Source organism: Chitinophaga caeni (genome assembly GCF_002557795.1).
In the GTDB taxonomy this organism is placed as follows: Bacteria; Bacteroidota; Bacteroidia; order Chitinophagales; family Chitinophagaceae; genus Chitinophaga; species Chitinophaga caeni.
Genome location: NZ_CP023777.1, coordinates 4853075 through 4877628 on the forward strand (window position 1 = coordinate 4853075; position 24554 = coordinate 4877628).

The window sequence follows — 24554 nt, forward strand, 5'->3', positions numbered from 1 at the left end:
GGATCCTAAAAGATTTGTATGGTTTACCGTTTATTAGAAATAATAAAAAAAGCCGCTTGAATTTTACGATTCAAACGGCTTTAATTTTCTTTCCTGTGAACGATATGTCACAAAACTCGAACCAATTAATAGAGGATTTAAAGCTTTTGGCTAATATACGGGCTACTAAAAAACAACCATTTTTCTACAAAACCATAAACATATTCTATGATAAATAACTCTTTTGAAAATACAATAGTGTCTTCCAGTAGAACCTTTTTTGATTATAAAATTCCTATCAACAAGTATTAGTTAATCATAATATCCATCTTTTTGTAGATATAAAAAGTTATTGGTAATATTTATTATTGACCTTTCTACTCTCTTTTACAATCAAAAAAGCTTTCATATTTCGAAATTCACAAGATGGTATTTTTTAGAATTTCTTATTTATAAATTTCCATCAGAAAAATGAAATTCATTGTTCCTTGGTTTTATCAGATGCGATTCTTAAATATCGGTTTTTGCATAAAAAATCTTCTGAAAATTACTTATATGTCCAATTCCTAAATTTCTTTGAACCATAAAAACCATTTTTGTATGTCTCAACATCTTACAAACTAAAAATACAGAAACTAACTTCTTGGTAAGCTTCAGCAGTCCTGTCCATCAGTTTAAATGCATTTTTCTGTACTCATCTGACAAATCCAATTTAAGAGATAAACTGATTTAGCTCTACTATCAGATTAAGTATTAACTATTACAAAGAAGTTTTTTTTATATTCTCATTGAAATAAACCTCTAAAAAGTTCCTTAGTCTCATCCCGTTAAAGCTATACATTAATGTATCATTCTACGTACCAGTCTATATCTCACCTATAATTTTTTTACGATGTAGATAGCCCCATGTCTTGAGCGCATCGACTACTGGATGAAGAGATTTTGTATGTGAAGTAGCACTGTACTCTACAATTGGAGGAAATGCATCAATAACTTTGCGTCTTATAAGTTCATTTACTTCAAGTTCTTTAAGTTCCTTTGACAACATCCTGTCACTGATACCATCAACCTCTTTGGCTATTTCCTTAAATCTTTTTTTCCCATTTAAAATAGAAATCAAAATCTGTAATTTCCATTTTCCATTTAAAACTTCCAATGCATCCCGAACAGCTAATAAATCTTTGTTATCACATTTGAAATCATCAACGCTTTTTACCATTACTTACCTTTTGTATAGCGCTTACTAAAAGTATAGCACTAATTATTAATAAGTAAATATACTTAATATTGTATTGGCATTAATGCTTATTTACAGGAAAATAAATTTACCATATTTAAATTATGAGATCAAAAACAGAATCAATGCGCAAAAAAAACAGTTCACTACTTTTTACATGGTCGTATTATACATCTACACTATTTTTCACCTTTATTATATTGTTCTCAGTAGGAAACTATTTGTTTAATAACGATTTTATCCGTGAAGGCTTTATCAAAATGGGTTATCCTACATATATTATTTATCCTTTAGCAGCAGTTAAAATGGTTGGACTGGCTGTGATTTGGAGTAGAAAACAAAATCTACTTTTTGGCTTAGCATATGCAGGCTTTTTTTATAACTGTATTCTGGCTGCTTTTGCTCATCTTATGATTCATGATAACGGACAATGGTTTGCGGTTGCTGCTTTAATTTTAATTGTAATATCATATTTCACATCAAATCATTCGCTTTACAAAAAATCAAATAACGGATCATCTACCGAAAATGAAGTTGGAGTTTGATCTAGTGCTTTCGGTATAATCTTCCTACATTTAAAAGGGGGATGGTTAGTGAATAAAAAAATCGAAAGATTATTTCTCACTAATATTTGACTTATGAAAAATTTCATCTTCTATACTTTTCAACTTGATACTATACTTTTCAATTCTCTTTCAAAATGAGTTTTTTATTGGTAAAATCAAAAAAGCCGCTTAAATCCTATGATTTAAGCGGCTATAATAACCTTTGATATTCTTGTTGTGATCCCGCTGGGAACACCTTTATCTTCTCAATGCCTTGTAAAATCTGTATTTGATAGTGGTGAGCACTTTTGCTAACCATAATGCTAACCTGATTACGTTTAACCGTTGTTGTCAGGAGTGGTGATAAGCAAAGATAGGTAACATTTGGTTAAGTTGGCTTTAGTTGCAAAAAATCTTATATTTGGCTTATGAGTACTGCTACTATGAACAAAGTTATCCATGAGGGTCGGAATATCAAGCGATTCCGGGAAATGATGAACATGACCCAAGAGGCTATGGCGGCCGATCTCGGTGACGATTGGACGCAAAAAAAGATTTCCCTGCTTGAAGGAAAGGAGAAAGTTGAACCTGAAATTATTGAGCAAGTGGCAAAGGTTTTAAAAGTTCCGGCGGAAGCTATAAAAAATTTTGACGAAGAGGCTGCGATTAGTGTTATAGCTAATACTTTTAATGCAAATGATACTGCAACGTTAAACGCAGTTAACTACGGCTGTACTTTTAATCCTCTCGATAAAGTCGTAGAACTATATGAAAGGTTGCTTGCCAGTGAAAGAGAAAAAAACGATCTGTTACAGGGTAAGCAGCAGGCGAAGTAATAATATATAGATTTTTTACCATAAAATTTAGGCCACTGTGATGCAGTGGCTTTTTTCTTTTCACCAGCCCCCAACCCTCCCCCTAAATCTTTGCTGCCCTGCCTGTTCCTCGCGTACAGGTGGCAACGCCGCCTGTACAAGCTCCGCTACAATCTCCGCACCTTCCCCCTTGCGACCAACGGGAGCGAGGGGGCGAGCGGTTTTTGCGCAGCAAAAACACCGCTCGCTAATGGAGCGAAGATCCATTCAACCTTCGCAACCGGATGGCGAAGCCGGCCGGTTTATCTCCTCATACAGGTTGCGAAGCTGCCTGTATAATCTCCCCGAACTGGTGGCGAAGCCGCCTGTTCCATCTCCACAACAGACGCCACTTAAATTAGATACAACATCTGAACAAACTTTAACCTACAGAACAGATGCCCCCCTTTACGTCCGAATAATACATTACATTTATTCCACAATTAATACCAATACCTTAATTTGCCCTGCAAATTTTTAACAATTAAAAAATAACTATGACCAGTGACTATACAATTAAAAAGGTTATTGACACTTACTTACAGGAATGTATAGATGCCGGTATTAATAACCATCCGGGTGAAATAGAGATCGAAATGAAGGCCCCAAATCAAGACCCTAAGGAAGAATGGCGTATGTGGCTTCCGATTGACAGCAAAGTTACTGATACTGAAATTGAAAGTTTTGAAGTGCAATTAGGGCATAAGTTACCAGCGGATTATAAAGTGTTCCTAAAACATAAGCACTTCTATGACCTGTATATTTCAGAAGCTACTTTTTGCAAACATCCTGTAAACAAGTGGAGAGATCACCTTAAAAAAATGATTTTTAAAGGCTGGCCACTCGAATACCTATTTGATAAAGGATATATTCATTTTGCCGACTGGAGCGACTGGGGAGCGCTTTGCTTTGATACAAACAGGAACTTTGCAAACAATGATTATCCTATTATCTTATGGGATCATGACAGGCCTTTAGAAATACAAGATGTATCACAAAGTTTCATCGATTTAATTATAAAACTTGATAAAGAACATAAAGAGATGACCATTGACAATCAAGAAGAATAAAGCCCAGCACAAGTAATTGTCGAATATGCTGGTGAAAAGAAAAAACAGACATTCCACAAAAACAAGTGCCTTATGGCCAGATGTTTTTCATTTGCAGCCCGGTAGCGTTCCACCGTTGCAAAAAACATCTGTTCATAAGGCACCAGCCCGCGGCAGCGATACCAGGTTAAACAGTCCGCTTCTGTAATGCTACCCCTTCCCCAAACAGCCGTTTGCGTAAAAGCCGCATGTTATTGCTGACTTTCTGTTGGGTGATCTTCGCATAAATCTGCGTCGTTCGGATGCTCTTATGTCCTAATAGCTGGCTCACCGTTTCTATTGGTACGTCATTTTCGAGGGTTACGGTGGTAGCAAAGGTATGGCGGGCGGTGTGGGTCGTTAAATACTTCTTAATGTCGCATATACCGGCTATCTCTTTCAGGTAGGCATTATACCGTTGGTTACTATTTACGGGCAGTAAACGGCCATATAATTGACAATATGGGCTATTCTTATAACGCTCAATTATCTCCAGTGCAATAGGCAGAAGCGGCACACGTTCCGGGGTCAGGGTTTTCGCTCTTTCCTTTACTATCCATTTTTCACCATCAATCCCCGTAATAATGTTATCTGTCGTAAGATACAGTACATCAGTATAGGCATAGCCAGTAAAACAGCAGAACAGGTAAATATCACGTACTTCCGCCAACCGCGGAATAAGTTCCTTGTTATACAAGGCCATGATTTCATCCATTGTAAGACGCTCCCGTTGCGGGTCTTGGTAGCTGCATTTAAAGCCGCTCAATGGACTAACAGGCAACCAACCCTGATCTACAGCGAGTTTCAGCATTTGTTTTAAAATCTTTACATACTTCATGGCAGTATTGCTGCCTATTCCCTCAATAGTGCTCAGGTAGTGCTCAAAATCCGGGGCAAATGAAAATTTGATTTCCTCTAAAGGCATATCTGACACATGAAAATAGTGTTTAAGAAAAGCCACTATCTTGTCTTTAGTGATCTCAAAGCGTTTGAGTGTTCGCGCTGATTTAGTCATTGCCTTTACCTTCTCGCTAAATCGCCTGTTATGGAAGTCTATAGCTTCACACAATGTCCTTTTATGTTCTATAATACCCAGAAAGGAATTTTTCAAAGCCTGCGCTGTTGCTGGCTTTCCGCTTGTCACCAATAGACTGTAATGCTTCTGTAGATCGGCTTTTAGGGCTACCAGCCTGCGATTGATGGCTTTTACTTCTTCGGAATTACCTTTCACGCACTGCCCCTCTGCGTTCCATAATTCAGGGCTTACATACTGATAGGTGGAGAGTTCGGCGCGTTTGTTTCCTACAGTCAGACGGAGATAGATAGCGGGTTTGTTGTTTTTGCAGCGGCTCCTATTAAGCCATAGTAAGATAGAAAAACTTAAATAACCGTTCTTCATAAAACACCTGTTTTAAGTTAACCAATTTTGTTTCAACTTCACTTATCCTGACTTCACTTAACATTAGTCAAACACAATACAGATAAGCACTTCAGGCCAGTGTAGGTTAGCACAATTTATTTATTATTCTGCTAACCGCAACGCTCACTTTTCTATCTTTACTTTTCTTTACAAAACTTTACGACAAAAAACAGAAAAGCCTTGTAGAATCTGACTCTACAAGGCTTTAATTACATAAGAGTATTTATTTTTACTCTTGGTGGTGATCCCGCTGGGACTCGAACCCAGGGCCCATACATTAAAAGTGTATTGCTCTACCAACTGAGCTACGGAATCGACCTTTTTTATTTTCTCACCGCCACATCTCTGTTTCGATGGGAGTGCAAAGATAGGAATAAATTTATTTGTTCCAAATATTGAGTCAAAAAAATTCTAAAATATTGAATTACAATAGGATGAAAACATTTACTGCGGCTGATTTGCCGGGATGAAATTTGTTTTAAATTTCATATCTGGCTGCGTTTTTGCCCCCGGATCGATAAATCGTAAACTGTAATAGCGGCCATCGACCCAATCATTTACGGCATTATCGTAGTACTTGCTACCCGGATTGCCACTCTGTCCACCGGGATAAATGCCGTAAGCTTCAACCGGGTTGCTCATCTGCACTACCATGCGCCAAGATGGGCCATGCGTTTGTTTCGTGGCATTTACTATATGCTGCCCTCCTCCAGTATTCAAGTGCATGCGGCTAAAGGCCGGCAAGGCGCGCGTCATATGGCGGATATCCGTTCCGCGGAAACGACCCCAAGCGAGCCTGCGGGCGCTATCTAATGGTATCACCCGGTTTAGCGTGCTATCAAAGGCACGTTGCACCATCATGGGAAGGGTCTCCACGGTTTCCGTGCGGCGATCATCAACGTACTTCATGCTGGAATCGGCAAGCAACCACAACAAAGTTGTTTTCGATTGCGGCATCCGTAGCGCAACGTTTTTATGATCGAGGTCATCCCCCCAAATGTTATTCTCAAAGTAATCCCACATTAAGTAAAAGATCGTTGCAGCATGACTGTCGGCATCACTGATACAATCCCATTGGCTCATCTGATCCCAATATGTTTTCTGTTGCATATTGAAATGACTGCTATCTATATTCTTCTTGAATAGCGGTATCGCGGTTTGTGCAAAGAGATTGGTGTTGTCGTTTTGCAAGGCCATCATATCTTGCGGGGTGATCTGATCCATCTTCCGCAATTCCCGGTTGATGCGCATGCCACGGTACAAATCATAATCCGCAATAAAGTTGTATGGGTACGTCGCATCGGTAGGGTGTTGGTTCGCGGAACTAACGAATCCCCTTCCAGGATTCTTAATATGCGGCAACTCTTCCCTTGGAATATACCCTTGCCAAGCATAGGTACTGTCGGTTCCCGGCATGATAAACTGCCCTTGGTCCTTCCAACGTAATGGGTATTGACCGTTATGCCATATCCCGATGTCGCCATCGCGTCCGGCATAGATAAAGTTTTGTGCAGGGCAACTATATACCTTCAATGCTTCCAGGTAATCATCATAATCCTTAGCGTGGTTCAGGCGGTAAAAGGTGAGCAATTCCTTGGAAGCGTCGTGCGCTTTCCAACGCATCGCGATCGGGCCTTGCTGCGCATTTTTTACCGGGAAGTTCTTATCATATGTTACCGGTCCGAAAACGGTGTATGCAATGGTATCATAATAAGTTGGTTGCCCTTTTACCTTGATGGCCTCTACCCTCAGATCGGCTTCGCGGTAGCTACCATTATACAAATAGGTATTCGTTCCTTCCTTGAATTGCATACGGTAATAATCTTTCACATCTTCCATACCGTTAGTCACAGCCCATCCCATATTCTTATTAAAGCCGATAATCACTCCCGGCGCCCCGGGTATTGATACGCCGTAAACGTTCAAGTCGCCCGCGCTGATCTGTACCTCGTACCAAAGTGCAGGTAGGTTTAACCCCAGGTGCGGATCATTACATAAAATCGGAACTCCGGATTTTGTCTTGGAACCACTTACCGCCCAGTTGTTACTTCCATTATCGGGATCGGGATGTTCTTCCTTGAAGGCCATCAACAAGGCATCTTTCAGAATCACGCTATCCGGCGGCGCTACAGCTTTTGCCGTAGGAACGGGAAACTGTGTACCCACCGGGATGATTGGATCCAGGGAGTCGGTAAAACTGGGATACATCTTATGAAAATCATCCCAACCGAATAATTTGAGGGCATTGGTATTCTCGATATCATAAGCGCTTCCCGCAAGGTCGAGGCTCATGTATTTAAGGAGCAAACAGGTTTTGAGATTGTTCCAGGCTTCGGGCTTATATCCGAGTAATTTATATTCCAAAGGCAAATCGACCGATTTTAAAGTTGCTATATAATCGTTGACTCCTTCAGTATAAGCATCCATTATTCGCTTGCAAGTAGGATCGGCTTCGGAGGCTTTCAAAGCATTTTCGGCAGCATAGATCATGCCTTCCCTGCGTTTGAAACGATCGTAGTCGAGCATGCTTTTACCGAGAATTTCGCTCAGCCTCCCGGCAGACGCAAAGGCCTGCAATTCCATTTGCCACAATCGATCTTTCGCATGTAGATAGCCTTGAACATAAAAGGCATCCCGTTCATTTTTGGCAGAGATATGCGGCACCCGGCGTTCATCATACCAAACATTCACAACATCATCCAGATGCGGCAAAGAAACATCACCATTAAGATCTAAATCTACATCTTCGGCGCTTTTCCAGAATCCGTGTTGCGGACTAAAGAAAGCCCCCATTGCCGGGATACTTCCCCAACGGGTATTCAGCGCATAAACGATTGCCAGGGTCGCGGCAGCAGATAGGATTGCGGGAATGATTCTCATATATAAATATCTTGTTTGGTATTTTTCTTCTTGCGGTTTTCCCTATGGTTTCAATTTTTATCTCGTTAGATGATGTATAGGGTGAATCAAGGATTTTCTGCCTGTTTATTATTACATGCATTGACACTCCTTAAGGCGCTATTGGGTTCATGCTTCCTCCTTAAAAGTATAAAACGGGAAAAAATTCACCATCACCAATTTGCTTCCCCTATTAATCCCCTGCAATACTAGATCTTTACCTTATGGATTCCTATTGCTAACGATCTCTCTCCCACCCAATAGAACGCATCCGTAAAATCCTTGAACTTAATTTAGATTTTTTCCGCCACATTATCAATTCTTTCTTAATCCTTCGATTAAAAGCTCCAATTCATGATCCGTATTAAAACTGTGAATGATAATGCGCAACCTTTCTGCTCCTTTCGCCACCGTGGGATGTAAAATGGCCCGTACATCTAAACCCAGGGACTGTAAATATCCCGCTTTAGTCCTAGCAGCCTCATTTCCGGGGATGTTGTAAACTTGTATCGGCGTATCGCTGTAGAACAAGTTATCGTTGAGACCGGATCGTAGTTTCCTGATATGCGCCCTGATGGTTCGACGTTCTTCATCCATGCTTGGAAATAATTGGTAGGCTGCCAACATACTAGCTACGGCTACCGGTGGTAATGCCGTGGTATAGATAAACGAGCGGGCAAAATTGATCAAGTACGATTTTAATGTCTCGCTACCCAGAACAATCGCGCCATGACAACCCAATGCCTTCCCAAAGGTATGTACCCTGGCAAAACAGTCATTCTCCAAACCCTTGGATTGCACCAGGCCCTCGCCCCGGCTGCCAACAATGCCAGTAGCATGTGCTTCGTCCACGATCAAATGCGCATTATACCGCTGGCAAAGCTGTAAGATATCTTCTATTGGCGCGATGTCGCCATCCATCGAATACACGGACTCAATGACCACGAATACTTCTCCAAGGCCCCGTTTGGCGATGGACAATTTTTGCTGTAAACTTTCACAATCATTATGCGCGAAGGCGTAAGAATGGGCTAACGACAAACGGATACCATCGCGGATAGAGGCATGCGCGAGGTTATCATAAATCACCGTATCATGTTTACCGGGAACAGAAGACAGTAAGCCCAGGTTGGCATCGTAACCCGAATTGAAGATCAATCCTGCCGCGGCACGGTGAAAAAGTGCGATCTCCCCCTCTGCCAATTCGATAAAAGGATCATTACCGGATAACAACCGCGAGCCGCCGCTGCCATGTTTCTTGCTATAAGGTTCGTTCAATCGCAGGATATGCTCCCCCATCCTTTCACTGCTGGCCAAACCGAGGTAATCATTAGAACAAAAGTCCACACGGTTCTCGAAATGCCGAAGTTGTCTTAAAGAAGCCTGCTCTTCCCTTTTATGGAGCGCCGCTTGGAGGAAATGTTCAGGGTTCATATACCGATCTGTTTTGTAAATAAAGGACTGACCGTAAAGTTACGGCTTACTTCCCGAGGTAATAATTTTATACCTTTGTGCCGACAAATTTAAAGGAATGAGTAGTAAAGTGTCAATTCTCGGGTTAAAATTACCTACAGATCCGCGCTGGGTGAACCTGGCGGCGATTACCCTGGACGAAATCCTGACCGATCACGCTTTTTGCGAGCAGAAAGCCGCCACGGCCTGTATTTCGTTGATACAAAGGTATCCCGGGAAAACACGTTTAGTAGAAGAACTTGCGCCCATCGTAACCGAAGAATGGGGGCATTTCCGGCAAGTATTAGCCGAGATGAAGAAAAGGGGCTATCCATTGGGCCGACAAAGGAAGGATTTGTATGTAAACGAGTTATTGAAGCATGCCAAAAAGGGAGGCCATCCCGATGATCAATTATTAGATCAATTACTGATCTGCGCCCTGATCGAAGCGCGGAGTTGTGAACGTTTCCGCTTATTAAGCGAGGGATTGGAGGATGATTATATGAAGAATTTTTATTACAAATTCATGGTATCGGAAGCAGGCCATTACCGTTTATTTATAGATCTTGCCAATGAATATTTCGATGAAGAAAGGGTAAGAAACCGCTGGCAAGAATGGCTGAAGATCGAGGCCGATATTTTGGCTAATATGGATGTGAGGGGCGACAGGATGCATTAATCCCCTAAAACTGGAAACCGACATTCACATAAGCTTTCACAATGCCGTTGCCCGAGCCGTACATCAAGGTCGCTTCCAATGGGCCGAACCGGCTGGAATATCCCACGGACAAGCCATAACCGCTAATAAACTTGTAATCTTCCAATGAATTATTCGTCGTAAAATCATAAACGGCGCCACCAACGCGCGGCGTTAAGAAGAAGTTATTAAACATTTCATATTGGAAACCCAACTGTGCCGTGGCTGCACTGGAACTAATCACCTCAGCATCAGCGTATCCCACTAATGGTAATTGCGTGCGGGTATTCAAAGTCAACCCGCCGATCCAATAATTATTGATGATGGACTCGCTGTAGTTAAAATTCATCCCCAGGTTGGCGTTCAGAACGGTGGTGAATTTTTTATTTACAGGGATATAATAACTTATTCTTGCTAATAACCGTTGATAGTTATCGAATCCCAAACCCAAGCTATCCGGGTCAATATGTTGACCATTTTCAGAAATGGTTAGATTAGATTTTTGATCAAAAACTTGCCCACCTTCAATTTTCACATTCCAACCGGAGGAAGGGAACATAACACGGTTAACTGTATTATACTCCAACCCCAAGTAAGCGTTATACTGTTGTACATGACCATCCAACACTATAAATGGTGATATCCTCGGCTTTAAACGTACGTACTCCCATTTCAAACCGCTAATAAGGCTGAGTTTTTCCGTTGGCATATAATGAAAGTTGACATCGAAATCAACAAACTTATATTTGTACTCGAATAAAGAGCGGAAATCTTCATAAAATGTGAGCGGGTTATTTTCAAAGTAAGCGCCTAATACGAACCCTACGTTACGTTTACGACCCGTGTATTTCAAAAACTCTGCCCTTACCCGCGGGTATGTTCCTAAAGCTGCCGTTACGTATGCCCTGGAGTTCGGTACGACGAAATTTCGCTGGGTAAAGTTCAATATCGCTTGAAAATCCGTGTACGTATTATAGTTGATAGCAACTTTTGCATAAGTCAATGCGTTCTCATCGGCGTTAATTACCATCCTCGCATGACCGGGCCTTGTTTCAAGAAGCTCGTAAGTAATCTGCTTATAAAACCGTGTTCCAAATACGTGCTGCACGGCTTTTTCAATCTGCAAGGGCGTATAACATCCGCCTTCTTCCAGGTTCAAACGGCTTTTGAAAAATTTCTCATTCGTATGCTTCAATCCTAATACAACGATATCTTCTATCAATACATCGGGCTTCCATGGCAAACGATCCGGCTTAGCTTGGCCTGTACCGGGATAGAGCGCATTTAGCGAGTCCGCGATATGCTTGAATACCGGGTAATATTGACGCCCCATCTCTTTCCCGGCATCAATAATTGCATCCACGCTGCCGAAACTGGCTGCCGAAAATGGTTTCAAGCTTTGATGAATATAAACATTGGCTAATTTCCTGGCGCCAACGAAATCATCGGCATCCTTGTAGAAACCCAACTGGGTAAGGATGTCAATTGGGGTATTTAATTCATCGGCACTTAATAAACCGTTCGATACATTGGAGCCGATGATCAACTTAGCACCCATATCCTTCGCTATTGTAGTGGGAAAATTCCGAACCACACCACCATCCACCAGCATTTTATCCCCGATCCTGACCGCGGTAAATACCGATGGAATAGCCATGCTGGCACGCATGCTGGTAACGATATTCCCGGTGTCTAAAGTGAGCGCCTCACCCGTGGCTATGTCGGTGGCTACACATTTAAACGGGATACTGAAATGATCAAAATCCCGAACGCTGTAAACAGGATATGCCAAGCGGGCCAATTCTAACCATAGCTGTTGCCCCACGATCATCCCGGAGGCCAACTTGGGTTTGCCGTATTCAAATGGAATTTCGAGGATGTATTTGCCAAATTCGTCCTTTTCTTCTGGAGAAATCTCGGTCATCGGAGGTTGGTTGGCAAATAAATTCGACCAATCCATCGTGCGGGCAATATGCTCGATACTATCACCACTATACCCCATCGCATATACGCCACCGATGATACTACCCATGCTCGTACCGGTGATGAGATCGATCTTCAATCCTGCGCTATCAATAGCTTCGAGGATGCCTATATGCGCCAAGCCCTTGGCGCCGCCGCCGCTCAAGGTCAAACCAACCTTGGGACGCTGTGCCAGCGATGATAAGGAAAGGCATAAGCAAGCGATTGTTATGACAATATTAGTTACGAAACTGGATCTAAGCATAAATGGTTACTGCTCCTAATAGACGAATACCATTAAAGTTAAATGATATATTCATAGTAATAAGGAGTAATTGATAAAAATTGTTCATTTTTTCATAAGTGCTACCTAGCCATGCATAGATTTATTATCTTATAGGTTCATTATACGAATCCTATGCAAAGTTCCACGAAGAAAAATATCTGGCAAGTTATCATGGCTTCCTCTGCCGGAACCCTGATTGAATGGTATGATTTCTATATTTTCGGCAGTCTTTCCTATATCATAGCGGACAAGTTTTTTCCTAATGACAATCACACGTTGGCCTATATCGCCACCTTGGCAACTTTTGCCGTGGGCTTTATCGTACGGCCTTTCGGCTCGATCGTATTCGGCCGCTTGGGCGATATCGTGGGAAGAAAATATACTTTTCTACTGACCCTGTTATTAATGGGCGGCACCACGTTCGCGATCGGTTTGGTGCCTGGTTATGCCACGATAGGCTACGCGGCGCCGATCATAATATTGATACTAAGGTTATTGCAGGGCTTGGCCCTCGGGGGAGAATACGGCGGTGCAGCTACTTATGTAGCCGAACATGCGCCGACAGCCCGCCGGGGTTATTTTACCAGTTTTATACAAACTACTGCCACGTTGGGATTATTCCTTTCTCTCGGGGTCATCCTTTTAACGAATATGAGCATGAGTAGTGATTCCTTCAATGCTTGGGGATGGCGGGTTCCTTTTTGGGTGTCCATTGTGCTAGTGATCACATCCTATTATATCCGTACCAAGCTGGAGGAATCGCCCCTGTTCAAGGAAATGAAGGCCGCCGGAAAAACATCTAAAAACCCGATCAGGGAAAGCTTCGGCAAGAAAGAGAACTTGAGAATGGTGTTATTGGCTTTGTTCGGTGCTACGATGGGTCAAGGCGTAGTTTGGTACACGGGACAATTTTATGCATTGTCTTTCTTACAAAACACGATGCATGTCAGCTTATCGCAATCCAGTATTATCATCGCGGTGGCTTTATTGCTGGGAACGCCGCTTTTCGTGTATTTCGGTCACTTGTCGGATAAAATCGGGCGTAAGAAGATTATTTTAGGTGGGATGATTTTGGCGGCGATTGCTTATTATCCCATTTACAGGGCGATGGATCAAACAGTGATGTTGGATCGTAAACAAGAAGTTACATCATTATTTAAGATTGAAAGCCATTCGGAAAGTAACGGTGAGGGTGCATTGGTTCGTCATACCACCCGGATTTACACTTATTCCGACAGTACGCAGCTCCGCAAAATCAAAACAGAAACTATTAGCGGCGATCAAACAATCCTTACTGCTGAAAAAGACGAAATCAAAGTTTCCCGCTCGGCAACGGTCTGGTTGATATTTCTGGTGTTCCTACAGGTGCTTTTCGTCACGATGGCATACGGACCAATATGTGCTTTCCTGGTTGAGATGTTCCCCACCCGGATCCGTTATACATCGATGAGCTTACCTTACCATATCGGGAACGGTGTATTCGGTGGATTAATGCCGATCATCGCGGTTTCATTGGTGAGTAAAACGGGAAATCATTATATCGGTTTGGCATACCCGATCGCGGTAGCGGTTATTTGCGTGATTATCGGCGGGATTTTTATCAAGGAGAAACCGATCCGGGATTTGAGCATCGAGGATTGATTGGAATATAGAATTTCAACATCTAAACTCCAAAAGTTAAAATTTGCACTGGTAAAGTCTTTTAGCTAGAAATTCTTTATCTTAATTCCTAAATAGAAAGGAATTGTATGATTAATTTAAGTGAGAAAGATTATGATGTTATCATAAAATCTTTGATGAAAAAAACTTTAAGTCAAAATGAGGATAATAACAGTGAAAAATTAATTAATACTATTGGTGCACGTGCTGCTCAAAACGCCATTAATGAAAATCTCGCGTTAAAAAACCCAATTACAATACTGAAGGATAATTGGGTTATTAGAGTCATGCCTGACGGTAGTGAAGAAAAGATTTCAAAGGTTAACCGGGTTGAAAATCCAATTTTCGCTTCACAAAAAATCGCCAAAGGAACTATCATTCATGCCAAAAAGAAAAACTTATAGAATGCGGGTATTTGCGGGTCCAAATGGTTCCGGCAAAAGCTCGATAATAAAAGAAATAAATAAAATTCCTTACGGTTTATTCATCTCCTTTTGGCTCAATATTTAGCTCCTACCAACAGGTCTATTCAACTTATGATAGCATTTACTATTTATCAGCCGTTCCAAAATATGCTAACTCCCGCTCCAAATCCAACCCCGGATACTTCTCTTTCAGCGCCTTCACTTTTGACAAATAACTCGACAAAAATTTCTTAAAATCTTCCGATCCTGGCTGTAAAGGTTTATGTTGTATCGCGGTTCTAACAGCTTCCAGTTGTTGTTGCAGTTCCCGGCTGGATGCATCCCAAGTGTGTTCCAAAAATGATTCCCAAACGTATTGCAAGGCTAAATCATTCGGATGCACCAAGTCTTCTTTGAAAAAACGGTAATCGCGCAGGTCATCGATGACCAGCTCGTATGAAGGGAAATAATGTAAACGGTTGAATTTATTCACCAAATGATGTACGGCTTGAATGAGAATGGCTTTGCTAAGATTATTCTCTACAACACCATCCTTTACATATCTTACAGGGCTGACCGTAAATAAAATTTGCACCTTGGCGTTCTGGAAAAACAAGCGGTGCATCATGTTATCCAGGGAAGTGATGACTTCTTCTAAAGTCAATAATCGCTTATCAAATTGTGCAGCAGGAAATTTATGACAATTGGCAACAGGTTTGTAATTCTCCTTGAGCGAATAAATAAAACTACTACCCAAGGTTAATATCAACCAATCTGCTTCCTTTATATAGTTTATTGCGAGGTTTTGATGTTCATTGATTCTTGATAAAACGGTTGCAGGATTAACATCGGAAAACCTGCCGTGATGATCCCAACTATGCCATAAACCATTTCTTTCAACTAGATTGGAAGATCCGTATATTTTGCCTTCAAGGTAGGTGTTCATCGCATGAACCAAGGCAGCGGGCGTATATAAAATGCCGTGGGGATTCAATAATACATCCATCTTATCTTGGATCATCCTGTTCCCCATCTCTTCCGCGAAGCAAGATCCCATTACCATTACCTTCTGACCATAGCTAATCTTTGGTTCTATCGATTTCACCGGGAATGTCAACCTGAATTTCATCTCTTGTATTCTAATAGCAATTTATATAAATATTGTAGCTGCCTGTGCTATTGCCCTTTCCAGTTCCCTGATATTTAAGTCTATAGCTTCTCCTTGTTCTTGTGCGAAAGTTAAAATATGCTCCGTGGCAATGTTGCCGACCAGGTCATCCTTCGCCATCGGGCAACCACCGTAGCCTTTAATCGTACTATCAAATCTACGGCAACCTTCCTGGTATGCCGCTGCAACTTTCTCACGCCACGCATCGGGTGTAGCGTGAAAATGCGCACCAAATTCTATATTGGGATATGCCGGGATCACGTGGCTGTATAAATAATGAATATCCCCTGCCTTCGCTACCCCAACGGTGTCTGCCAGGGAAATAATGCCGATGTTCAACTTTACCATCTCATCGATCCATTTCATCGCAATCTCTGCATCGTAAGGATCACCGTAGGGGTTTCCGAAACCCATTGATATATAAATAACCAGCTGTTTTTTATTCTTTAAACAAAGTTCCTGGATCGCCAAGACTTCTTCCATGGAAGCTTGAATCGTTTTGTTAGTATTCCGTAATTGAAAGGTCTCCGAAATGGAAAAAGGAAAACCGAGGTACTGTATCGCATCATGCATTACGGCAGTGGCCGCACCACGTAAATTGGCCACGATCGCCAAAAGCCTTGTTTTGGGTGAAGCCGATAGTAAATCAAGCCCCGCCAACACCTGCTCCGTATCTGCCATCTGCGGAATGGCTTTCGGGGAAACGAAACTTCCGAAGTCAATCGTATGAAAGCCTACTTTCAAAAGTGTATTGATATAATCAATCTTTTGCTGGGTACTAATCTGGTGATGCCAGCCTTGCATGGCATCACGCGGACATTCAACGAGTTGTAACATAGCCAATTATTTTTGCCTGATCCGCCCTAGCGCTACCGGTATTACCCTGCCAAATCCCGCTGTTTCATGGCTTCGTACAGGATCACCCCTGCTGCAACGGATACATTCAGTGATTCAAAGCTGTTTTTCATCGGTATTTGAAAAAGGGTATCCGCCGTTTTCAATAAAGCGGGATAAACACCTTTATCTTCGGAGCCCATAATGATGGCAACGGGTTCTTTCCATTCGCAATCATACAATTTTGTTTCGGCTTCCATCTCGCTGGCATATACTTGTATGCCATTCAAATGAAGGGTATCTACCGCTTTCATCAAGCTATTAACGCGGCAAACCGCAATCTTCTCCAATGCACCTGCGGAGGACTTGATTGCCTCCTCGTTCAGCGCTGCAATGCCTTTATCAGGTATAATGATCGCTTGCGCACCGCAACAAACGGCGCTACGGGCAATGGCCCCGATATTGCGCACATCGGTAATACCATCCAATATTAAAAACAGGGGGACTTCCCCGTTATCTACTACATGGGAAATGACATCTTGCAAGTCCAGGTATTGAATAATCGCGGCAATCGCAACAATCCCTTGGTGATTAGCGCCGGTTAGGCTATTCAACTTTTCAACTGGAACTAAATTGACAGGAATCTTCTTTTCTTGGGCCAATTGTTTGATCTGGGGAATAATATCCCCCGTGGCAGTCCGTTGTAAAAAGATCCGTTCGATGGCTTTGCCACTCTTTATGGCTTCAATAAGCGGTTGACGACCAATTACCAGCGAAGATTGCTTTGGTTTCGGCGCCGAAGTTTTTTTATGTGTTCTAAAAGAAGGATTCATCGGGGCAAAGATACAGATAGTTTCCGTGAGAAGAATCAAAGCTTCCTAAAAGCGAGAAAAGCCAATAAGCTCCCAGCTAAATACATTGGGGTCGTAACCCTATTTCTCATGATTTGGGTTTTGAATTTTATCTTGATATAACCTGAACCCCCTGCTAGTTCGAGCTTCCAAGCTCGGACTTCCATGCCGTACAACGCTCAACTGATTGACTATCGTATTGGGCAGCATTAGAAATCTTACAAATGGTTGTTTATGGTGTGAGGTGGGCGTGCTTTGCCGTTTTCGATACTATTGTTAATGTACTCAATTGGGCGTGGGTCCGAGCTTGGAAGCTCGAACCAGCAAAGACTCGAACCAGCAACCCTATTTCTCATGTTTTGACTTTTGAATTTTATCTTGATATAACCTGCCCCCCTGCTAGTTCGAGCTTCCAAGCTCGGACTTCCATGCGGTACAACGCTCAGCTGATTGAGTATCGTATTGGGCAGCATTAGAAATCTTACAAATGGCTGTTTATGGTGTGAGGTGGGCGTGCTTTTACGTTTTCGATACTATTGTTAATGTACTCAATTGGGCGTGGGTCCGAGCTTGGAAGCTCGAACCAGCAAAGACTCGAACCAGCAACCCTATTTCTCATGTTTTGAATTTTGAATTTTATCTTGATATAACCTGACCCCCTGCTAGTTCGAGCTTCCAAGCTCGGACTTCCATGCGGTATAACGCTCAGCTGATTGAGTATCGTATTGGGCAGCATCAGAAATCTTACAAATGGTTGTTTATGGTGTGAGGAGGGCGTGCTTTTACGTTTTCGATACTATTGTAAATGTAAACAATTGGGCGTGGGTCCGAGCTTGGAAGCTCGAACCAGCAAGGAACTTGGAAGCTTGAACCAGCAAGGAACTTGGAAGCCCAAACCAGCAAGGGACTCGAATCAGCAAGGGTCTCGAACCAGAAAAGTTTTGGGTATTTATGCAAAGCATGCAAAAAACGAATCCAGGATTCGAACATTTATGAGCAAAATCCAAGAATCTCTTGAAAGCCCGGTTCCTCAAATCCGTGAAATCAGTGAAATCAGTGACCCAGTTGCATTAGCCGGAGCTTCATAATAGCAGCAACCGACATGGAATCCGTAATTTCCCCTTTTTGCACCATCTCGTATGCCAAGTCAAATGAAATTTTCATTACATGTAACTCTTCCGTGTCCTCGGGGCAAGGTTCCAATTGCTGCAAATGACGGGCAAGATATATGATAGCGTACTCATCGCTCACCGAATTAGACAGGTGCATTTCCAGGATCGGTTCCCATTGGCCTGCCACCAGCCCCGTTTCTTCCAAAAGTTCTCTCTTGGCTGTTTCCAATGTGTCTTCCTGTCCCACTTTACCGCCCCCTTCAGGAATCTCCCAACTGAATTGATCTAAAGGAAAACGGTGTTGCCCCACCAGGTAGGTAAATCCCAAATCATCTAATGCGATCACCCCAACTGCCACATTCTTGAAATGCACCACTCCGTAAATCCCCGGACCACCCTTGGGGTTCAACACCTGGTGCTCGGTAACGCGGATCCAGTTGTTATCATATTTTACCTCGTCGGACAATTTCGTCCAAGGATTTTTATGTTGATCTGCCTGCATACTGCAAATTTACAGGCTATGGAAAGTTTTTCCTAATCGGAAAACCGGTTATAGATAGCGGTAATAGGTAAAGAAAGATTCATCTTTTCGATACCCGGTAGCTTCATATAATGATTGTGCATTATAGTTATCTGTTGCTGTTTGAAGCATTGTCCACTTGGCCTTCGTTGTATTGGCTAATCCCTGGGCAGCTTCCAATAAAGCTTTACCTAGCCCTTTCTTACGGAAATTTTCATTTACAAATAAATCATTCAACAACCAGCTTTTCCCCATGCTGATGGAGGAAAATATAGGGTACAACTGTGTGAAACCTGCCGCCTTACCGTCTACCGAAGCAAGAAATATAACGCTTTCATTATTCTGAAGCCGGGCAGTTAAGAATGCCTTAGCAGCGGGCAGGTCATCCTCCTGTTGATAAAAGACCCTGTATTCATTAAATAAAGGCGCTACCAAATCAATGTGCGCTAAGCTCGCTTTGATGATTTCCATAAATAGCCATTATTTGATCTAAATGATGCTGGAGATGCGCCCGGTAATCTGAAATAACGAACATCAGGTTTACAGGTTCACGATCACCGATTAAAATAGTTTTGTCTAAACTTTCCAATGGCAGTTTTTTCCATACAGATAAAACCTGTTGATTCAATCGCCACCAAAGTTCATATGTTTGTTTCCATTCCTGGCATTGATACTGTTGAGCATTAACCCAATTATTTTGTTCATATGTAGGTACCTCCACTCTTTCCTGCCATTGCGATAAGATAAATCTAGGCAAATTATTGATAGCAGAATCAATTAAATGACCTAAAATTTGTTGTATGCTCCACTTCCCTTCCGCCGGGTACAATTTCACGATACCTATTGGCATAGCAGCTAACTTGGGATAGATATCGTCTAAAACCATGGTTAAGTTTTGTATTTCCTCACCTAAAGGATGCGGTTCCAATTCAATCTCCATAATAATGTTACAACGTTCATAATGAACCCCTCCTTCCGGTTTTATTTCCTTGAAACCAAGTTTGCGGTACATATTGATTGCCGGTTCTAAAACCGTATTAGAATATAAAACCATCTTTTTATATCCTTGCGCGACAGCCTGTTCCATGATCCTTTTAGATAACAACCATCCTAATTTTTTCCCTCGTAGGCTTTCATCTACCCCTAACTTGGTCATTTCAACCGTTTCGTCATCAATAGGCATCAAGGCTACCGTCCCGGCGATGACACCATCGTACTTGATAAAGAGGATATAACCACCGGGATTGAGAATATAGGTTTCCGGTTGTTCCAAAACCTGTTTATCAAATTCTTCCATGTAGAAAAACTGCTCGATCCATACCCGGTTCAATTTTTCAAAATAAGGCGCTAGTTCCCTTGAATATGGGACGAACTCAATGCTCTGATTCGATGGCCAATTTTGCTGATTCATGTTGTAACTTTTTTTGTTTACTGTAAGCACTATTCACTAGGTAAACCCCGGCTAATGTTACCAAGCAGGATGTTCCCACGATCCAGTTCAGGTGCTCATCCAGGATAATATAACCCAAGATAATCGCAACAACAGGGTTTACATACGCATAGATCGATACTTGTGATGGCGGTAGCGTATTCAAGGCATAAACATACGCCGAGAAAGACAGCAAGGAACCGATAAATACCAGGTATAAAAGACTGGTCCACAATTCCATAGTAAAGCTTGATGTGGCATAACTTTCACCCATTAAATAAGAGATAATAACCATCACGATACCACTAAAAAACATCTGGTAGGCCGCGCTGTACATGGCATTAATTTTCAAGGCCCACTTTGCTGTCAATACGGAGCCGAATGCCCAGAATAGACAGCCGAGGAAAACGAGTACCAAGCCGAACTGGAACTCCGGTTTTAATATATCCTGCAAATAGTCATAAAATATCCCTACGACTCCCACGAAACCGATTATCATGCCTATGATAACCTTGGCAGAAATCTTTGATTTGCTGATCATAAAATAACTGAATATCGTGATCCAGATCGGTACGGTGGCCGCCACGATGGCACCTAGGCCGCTGGGTACAAACTTCATCGCCCAGGTCATTAACCCGTTACTGCCGCACAACATGATGACACCGATAATAAATAGTTTCGATAACATAGCCCTGCCGGGAATTTTATATCCTTTTATCAAGAAAACAGCTAGCAATATTACCCCGGCTATTGTTTGCCTCGTACCGGCCAGCAACATCCCGTGCATATATTCAACACCGATATGGGAAGCCAAATATGTTGTTCCCCAAAAGATACTTACGATGACCAAGGCCGCATAAGGCAAAAATTTTTGATTTTTCATTGGAGCGTTCGATTAAACGGTAGATTCTTTATATTGCTTATAAATCCTTCTGTATATGGAAACCTATGATGGAGAAACCTTCCCTGTAGTAAAAACGGTGCGCGTCCTTATTGGAAACATAGGCATCCAGCATAATACATTTACATGATTCTTGCTTCGCCTTCCGTTCCATCCACCTACAAAGAATTTTACCAATTCCCTTGGATCGAAAAGCTGCTGCGACGATCACGTTATCCATCTCGATATATTTACCAGAATACAATTTTGTATTGATCCAAAAGCCACTCACACCCACAGGCGCTCCCTGATCATTATACACCGCCACTTGCTTATAATGATTTCCTATCATGGCAGGCAATAATGATTCGTAATATTCCCGGGACATCTTGGGATTTAATAAACGGATCAATTCGAAGTTGGCCGCCATTTCATCGAAAGTCGATAATTCCTTGATAGTAAATGCACTTTCTAAATTCGTATTCATTTGTATGCGTATTAAACATGGATCGAGGAAAATGACGGCAGGTAGAAACCTCCCGTATTAATATCAACCTTATATCTTAGTTTCCTAAGATTATCTATAACTGTTCTAATGCCTTTTCTAAAGCTCCCTGCAACCTTTCCAAATCTTTAGCAGATGTACGCCAGTTTACGAATGCCGCACGTATGGCCGGGCTGCCATTATAGAAACTTGGCGTCAAGAACACTTCTCCACCTACATGAAGATTTGTTAAAAACCGTTTCGTGACTTCACCGGGATTATCACTTGGAATGTTTACAGCAAAGCAGACTACGTTTAAGTGCACCGGTGCTAATAATTTAAAGTTGGGATGCCGCTCAATGAACTGTCCGAACTGTTTAGCCCAGGCAATATTTTGGTCTACTAAATCTGAAAAACCATCTTTGCCATAAGCCATACAACTAAACCAAATCGGCAATGCCCTCAATCGGCGCGAGTTTTCAGGGCCGTAGTTGATGAAATTAAAATTTACCGCCGGATCACCAAGATAGGCTGCGCCCGGGTTTTGAAATACCCGTAATTGCAAATCCCGGTGTTTCGTGAATACCGCGGCGCCATCATAGGGGATATTCATCCACTTATGTCCATCGATCGTGATACTATCTACCCCTGCCCAACCATTCATAAGGTGTGCATAGCTATCCGAACAAGCTGCAAAGCCTCCGAATGCCGCATCTAAATGTATATATAATTGATGCCGGGCTTTCAATGCGACTAATGCCACGAGATCATCAAAGTCTGCCGTATTTACCGTTCCGGCGCTGGCAATAAATACATGCGGGCGACCGGGATGTTGCTCCAAATACTGCTCCAAGGCATTTACATCTACCGCTTCCCTACCGGGTAATACCGGAATTTTACGGACATGCTTCCTCCCGATGCCAAGCATTGAAATCGCTTTATATGAGCTAGAATGTGCTTGACATGTTAATATTTCAAATGCAGGCAAAACGCTAGTCCCCTCTTCGCTGATGACAACACCCTGCTGTTCTCCCCACCATTCTCTCGCTACGGCCAAACCTGTAAAATTAGCCATGGTAGCACCTGTTACTAAAGTCCCTTGAAAGGAAGGCGGAATGCTGAATAAGCGATGCAAGCATGCTATCGCCGCCCGATCAACTTGGAATGAAACGGATAAAACATCTGTCGCGTTCATATCTAGCACGCTGGTCAACCAGTCTGCCATCAATGCTGCCGGGCTATTGCCCCCGGTAACGAAGCCGAGGTACCGCCCGGAGGTGTTAGCCGTAATATACTCACCGTACGTTTCCATGAAAAGATTCCATGCCGATAATGCGCCGGTCCCGGAACGCGGGATCTCTGCCGCATCAATTCCCGGCACTTCCTTTACTACGGGCAACTGTTCCAAATCTTTCAAAAATTGTTTACTCCATTCTTGTACAGTTTGTAATACCTCGTCTAATCGATCGGAGTCTTGATGAAATACTTCTAACATGGATAACTAATTGACATCTTACATTGACAGGTCAAATTTCCAACTATTTCTAATAAAAAAACAGATGCAGTTTTGTTTATTTTAACCATATCAGATGAAAAAACATCAGAAGAGTGTACGGACACCGAACCGGTGCTTTTTTTCATGCTCTAACAACCACTTTTTCCTAGCCAAGCCACCGCCGAAGCCGATTAAGTCTTGGTTAGAGCCAATGACCCGGTGACATGGAACCATGATAACGATCGGGTTCTTACCATTCGTTGTACCTACCGCGCGGATGCTCTTGGGGTTCCCTAAAATCTGCGATTGCTTTCCGTAGGAGATGGTGCTACCATAGGGGATATCGCGCAAAATACTCCAAACTTGCACCTGGAAATCCGTTCCCTGTAACGCTAACGGTGTTCGAAATGCCTCCATCGAACCATTGAAATAAGCTGTAAGTTCCTGTACTGCACTTGCCAATATTGGATGTTCGAGACTTTCTTTGCTTAACTCCTTCATGTCATCCTCAAACCATAACCTCAAAATTGCATGGTCATTAGCCGTTATACCTAAAACCCCAACAGGTGAATCAATATATATGGTAGCTAGCGTTTCCAAAATAGGTTAAATTATTTTAATCTCGATTATGAAAGTGGTTGTGCCAATAACCGGTACATGGTAAACATATGATGCGATTCGTGCAAGATAAAGAACTCCGTCCAACCCAGGATGGATAAGTTCCCATAAACGGGATGGGCGCCCTTCCTGGCAAATTCAGCAGGGCTTAAAGACCCGATTAAATTCAACACCTGTTCCCTGCCCTTTTTCATTTCAAGGATCACTTCTTCCAGCGGAAGATCTATTAAACCTGCAAATAGCGGATCGGTATCTGCTTGGTAAGGAAGTATTGCCGGATCAGGTTGTGTTAATATCAATTGCATCCTTTCCAAGAATACCGGTTGGTAACTGACCAGGTGGGCCAGGTTTTCTTGAACGGTCCATTTCCCTGGTACGATGCGTGTCTTCAATATGGATGCCGGGACATTTTCCAATTTATCGATAAGCGCTAAATGCTGGTTTTCAAGCCTTGACTGCAATGATGGATGTAGCATGGTACTTAATTTATGTTCTCTTATAATTACGATCAATGATAAAATTCCTCGGGCTAAAGATACAGTTTCCAGCCAAAACAAACAGATTTCAAAATAGAATATTTGACCGATACAGATCTGGATCGTATTTTTGGCTTTACAAGGATAGTCCATCCCGGCTAGTAACAAGATTCAGTAGAAGGACCGGTAGCTGGTTGATGAAAATT

General features: G+C 42.3%; 22 protein-coding genes and 1 tRNA gene. 6 read left to right on the forward strand and 17 right to left on the reverse strand.

Features of this window, described 5'->3' with window-relative positions; translation table 11 throughout:
* Window positions 1-844: 844 nt before the first annotated feature.
* Window positions 845-1198 (reverse strand): winged helix-turn-helix transcriptional regulator, encoded by a 354-nt coding sequence (locus tag COR50_RS20185; RefSeq protein WP_098195675.1) that lies wholly within the window; start codon window positions 1196-1198, stop codon window positions 845-847.
* Window positions 1199-1320: 122 nt separating this feature from the next.
* Between COR50_RS20185 and COR50_RS20190 the strand changes: the two genes are divergently transcribed.
* The 3 genes from COR50_RS20190 to COR50_RS20205 all read left to right on the forward strand — a co-directional run bounded on the left by COR50_RS20190 (window position 1321) and on the right by COR50_RS20205 (window position 3685).
* The gene (locus COR50_RS20190; protein WP_198405723.1) at window positions 1321-1761 is read left to right on the forward strand and encodes a DoxX family protein; all 441 of its coding nucleotides are present in this window, start codon (window positions 1321-1323) and stop codon (window positions 1759-1761) included.
* A gap of 428 nt (window positions 1762-2189) precedes the next feature.
* Window positions 2190-2597 carry a helix-turn-helix transcriptional regulator gene (locus COR50_RS20195; protein WP_232516217.1) on the forward strand — a complete coding sequence of 136 codons (408 nt, stop codon included), beginning with the start codon at window positions 2190-2192 and terminating at the stop codon, window positions 2595-2597.
* A gap of 515 nt (window positions 2598-3112) precedes the next feature.
* On the forward strand, window positions 3113-3685 hold the full coding sequence (locus tag COR50_RS20205) for an SMI1/KNR4 family protein (RefSeq protein WP_098195678.1): 573 nt from the start codon (window positions 3113-3115) through the stop codon (window positions 3683-3685).
* A 166-nt stretch (window positions 3686-3851) separates the two neighbouring features.
* On the opposite strand, the gene COR50_RS20210 is transcribed toward COR50_RS20205, so the two are convergent.
* The 4 genes from COR50_RS20210 to COR50_RS20225 all read right to left on the reverse strand — a co-directional run bounded on the left by COR50_RS20210 (window position 3852) and on the right by COR50_RS20225 (window position 9455).
* Window positions 3852-5102, reverse strand: a complete 1251-nt coding sequence (locus COR50_RS20210) for a site-specific integrase (RefSeq protein WP_098195679.1) — start codon at window positions 5100-5102, stop codon at window positions 3852-3854.
* 260 nt (window positions 5103-5362) lie between these two features.
* Window positions 5363-5438: transfer RNA gene (locus COR50_RS20215), tRNA-Lys, on the reverse strand.
* Between the two features lie 129 nt (window positions 5439-5567).
* Window positions 5568-8003, reverse strand: coding sequence for a penicillin acylase family protein (locus COR50_RS20220; protein WP_098195680.1), 2436 nt, complete (start codon window positions 8001-8003; stop codon window positions 5568-5570).
* A gap of 333 nt (window positions 8004-8336) precedes the next feature.
* Window positions 8337-9455 carry an aminotransferase class I/II-fold pyridoxal phosphate-dependent enzyme gene (locus tag COR50_RS20225; protein WP_098195681.1) on the reverse strand — a complete coding sequence of 373 codons (1119 nt, stop codon included), beginning with the start codon at window positions 9453-9455 and terminating at the stop codon, window positions 8337-8339.
* A 97-nt stretch (window positions 9456-9552) separates the two neighbouring features.
* Between COR50_RS20225 and miaE the strand changes: the two genes are divergently transcribed.
* Window positions 9553-10152, forward strand: a complete 600-nt coding sequence (gene miaE / locus COR50_RS20230; RefSeq protein WP_098195682.1) for a tRNA-(ms[2]io[6]A)-hydroxylase — start codon at window positions 9553-9555, stop codon at window positions 10150-10152.
* Between the two features lie 4 nt (window positions 10153-10156).
* Here miaE and COR50_RS20235 read toward each other — a convergent pair whose 3' ends face one another.
* Window positions 10157-12397, reverse strand: a complete 2241-nt coding sequence (locus COR50_RS20235) for a patatin-like phospholipase family protein (RefSeq protein ID WP_098195683.1) — start codon at window positions 12395-12397, stop codon at window positions 10157-10159.
* Window positions 12398-12550: 153 nt separating this feature from the next.
* Here COR50_RS20235 and COR50_RS20240 point away from each other — a divergent pair, with 153 nt between their 5' ends.
* Entirely contained in the window at window positions 12551-14059 is a 1509-nt protein-coding gene (locus COR50_RS20240; protein WP_098195684.1) for an MFS transporter, read from the forward strand.
* A gap of 107 nt (window positions 14060-14166) precedes the next feature.
* Window positions 14167-14481, forward strand: coding sequence for a hypothetical protein (locus COR50_RS20245; RefSeq protein ID WP_098195685.1), 315 nt, complete (start codon window positions 14167-14169; stop codon window positions 14479-14481).
* A gap of 145 nt (window positions 14482-14626) precedes the next feature.
* Here the strand turns inward: COR50_RS20245 and COR50_RS20250 are convergent, their stop codons facing one another.
* The 11 genes from COR50_RS20250 to COR50_RS20310 all read right to left on the reverse strand — a co-directional run bounded on the left by COR50_RS20250 (window position 14627) and on the right by COR50_RS20310 (window position 24348).
* Window positions 14627-15610 (reverse strand): GSCFA domain-containing protein, encoded by a 984-nt coding sequence (locus COR50_RS20250; protein ID WP_098195686.1) that lies wholly within the window; start codon window positions 15608-15610, stop codon window positions 14627-14629.
* Between the two features lie 21 nt (window positions 15611-15631).
* Window positions 15632-16486 (reverse strand): hydroxymethylglutaryl-CoA lyase, encoded by an 855-nt coding sequence (locus COR50_RS20255; protein WP_098195687.1) that lies wholly within the window; start codon window positions 16484-16486, stop codon window positions 15632-15634.
* 41 nt (window positions 16487-16527) lie between these two features.
* Window positions 16528-17316, reverse strand: a complete 789-nt coding sequence (gene rlmB, locus COR50_RS20260; RefSeq protein WP_098195688.1) for a 23S rRNA (guanosine(2251)-2'-O)-methyltransferase RlmB — start codon at window positions 17314-17316, stop codon at window positions 16528-16530.
* 1071 nt (window positions 17317-18387) lie between these two features.
* Window positions 18388-18948, reverse strand: a complete 561-nt coding sequence (locus COR50_RS20275; protein ID WP_098195691.1) for an NUDIX domain-containing protein — start codon at window positions 18946-18948, stop codon at window positions 18388-18390.
* Window positions 18949-18996: 48 nt separating this feature from the next.
* Window positions 18997-19437, reverse strand: coding sequence for a GNAT family N-acetyltransferase (locus tag COR50_RS20280; RefSeq protein ID WP_098195692.1), 441 nt, complete (start codon window positions 19435-19437; stop codon window positions 18997-18999).
* Window positions 19403-20377, reverse strand: coding sequence for a GNAT family N-acetyltransferase (locus tag COR50_RS20285; RefSeq protein WP_098195693.1), 975 nt, complete (start codon window positions 20375-20377; stop codon window positions 19403-19405). The genes COR50_RS20280 and COR50_RS20285 overlap by 35 nt, the downstream gene beginning before the upstream one ends.
* Window positions 20340-21278 carry an EamA family transporter gene (locus tag COR50_RS20290; protein ID WP_098195694.1) on the reverse strand — a complete coding sequence of 313 codons (939 nt, stop codon included), beginning with the start codon at window positions 21276-21278 and terminating at the stop codon, window positions 20340-20342. The genes COR50_RS20285 and COR50_RS20290 overlap by 38 nt, the downstream gene beginning before the upstream one ends.
* A gap of 37 nt (window positions 21279-21315) precedes the next feature.
* Window positions 21316-21762, reverse strand: coding sequence for a GNAT family N-acetyltransferase (locus tag COR50_RS20295; protein WP_098195695.1), 447 nt, complete (start codon window positions 21760-21762; stop codon window positions 21316-21318).
* Between the two features lie 94 nt (window positions 21763-21856).
* A complete protein-coding gene (locus tag COR50_RS20300; protein WP_098195696.1) occupies window positions 21857-23254 on the reverse strand; it encodes a pyridoxal phosphate-dependent decarboxylase family protein in 1398 nt (465 codons plus the stop codon).
* Window positions 23255-23359: 105 nt separating this feature from the next.
* On the reverse strand, window positions 23360-23854 hold the full coding sequence (locus COR50_RS20305) for a methylated-DNA--[protein]-cysteine S-methyltransferase (RefSeq protein WP_198405724.1): 495 nt from the start codon (window positions 23852-23854) through the stop codon (window positions 23360-23362).
* A 26-nt stretch (window positions 23855-23880) separates the two neighbouring features.
* Window positions 23881-24348 (reverse strand): DinB family protein, encoded by a 468-nt coding sequence (locus COR50_RS20310; protein WP_157761028.1) that lies wholly within the window; start codon window positions 24346-24348, stop codon window positions 23881-23883.
* Between the last annotated feature and the right edge of the window lie 206 nt (window positions 24349-24554).